Raw genomic sequence first — 779 nt, 5'->3', positions numbered from 1 at the left:
ATTTCTGGATTTTCAGAATATAGTATTGCGGTTGGTGCGTTTGCTGGCAGCCTTTTTTCGGTAGTAATCGTCATCGCACTCGCAGGGCGAAGCGGAAACGTTGAACGTATGTTGCTTGCGGGTGTCGCGACGTCCTTCATGTTTAGTGCGGCGACAAGTTTAGTTTTGTATTTGTCTGATCCCTTGGCAGCTGCATCACTTATCTTTTGGACCTTAGGAAGCTTTGCTCGCGCGGAGTGGGCTTCAATAGGACCGGTGATTGTCGTTTTACTGATTAGCTTGCTTTGCTTCTTCGCCTTTTCTCGGCCTCTAAAAACCATGTTGGCTGGAGATGAAAATGCAAAGGCGCTTGGTGTTAATGTCGTACGCTTACGCCTTGGGATGCTGGTGATGAGTTCGCTAATGACCGCAGTGTTGGTCGCAAATTGCGGTGGCATCGGTTTTGTTGGCTTGATGATTCCTCATATTGTTCGAAGATTAGTCATTGGATTACGTGTTAACTTGTTTGTTGCTGTGGCCATGGTGGGTGGTATTTTCATGATTTGGGTGGATGTGCTTGCTCGGGTCTTGCACGAGGGAACAGAGCTGCCAATTGGCGTAATTACAGCAGCGCTGGGGAGTGCTTTTTTCTTACTAGTGCTAGTGCGAAGAGATGCACGTTCATGACTGATATTTCGAAACCTAGGCCAAAACATGGTGGAGACCTTTCGTGCTTGAGATATGAGCGGGATTTGCAAGGTAGCATTTTAGATTTATCGAGTGCGGTCAATCCTTTTGCC

Annotated in this window: 1 protein-coding gene; it reads left to right on the top strand. The window is 47.2% G+C overall.

Features of this window, described 5'->3' with window-relative positions; all coding sequences use genetic code 11:
- On the top strand, positions 1–666 hold a 666-nt coding region (locus A3738_RS03740; protein WP_197473555.1), incomplete at its 5' end, for an iron ABC transporter permease.
- Positions 667–779 lie beyond the last annotated feature (113 nt).

It is taken from the genome of Oleiphilus sp. HI0066, assembly GCF_001635725.1.
Note: the sequence above shows the minus strand (reverse complement) of the source record. Positions and strands in the feature narration are given on the sequence as shown.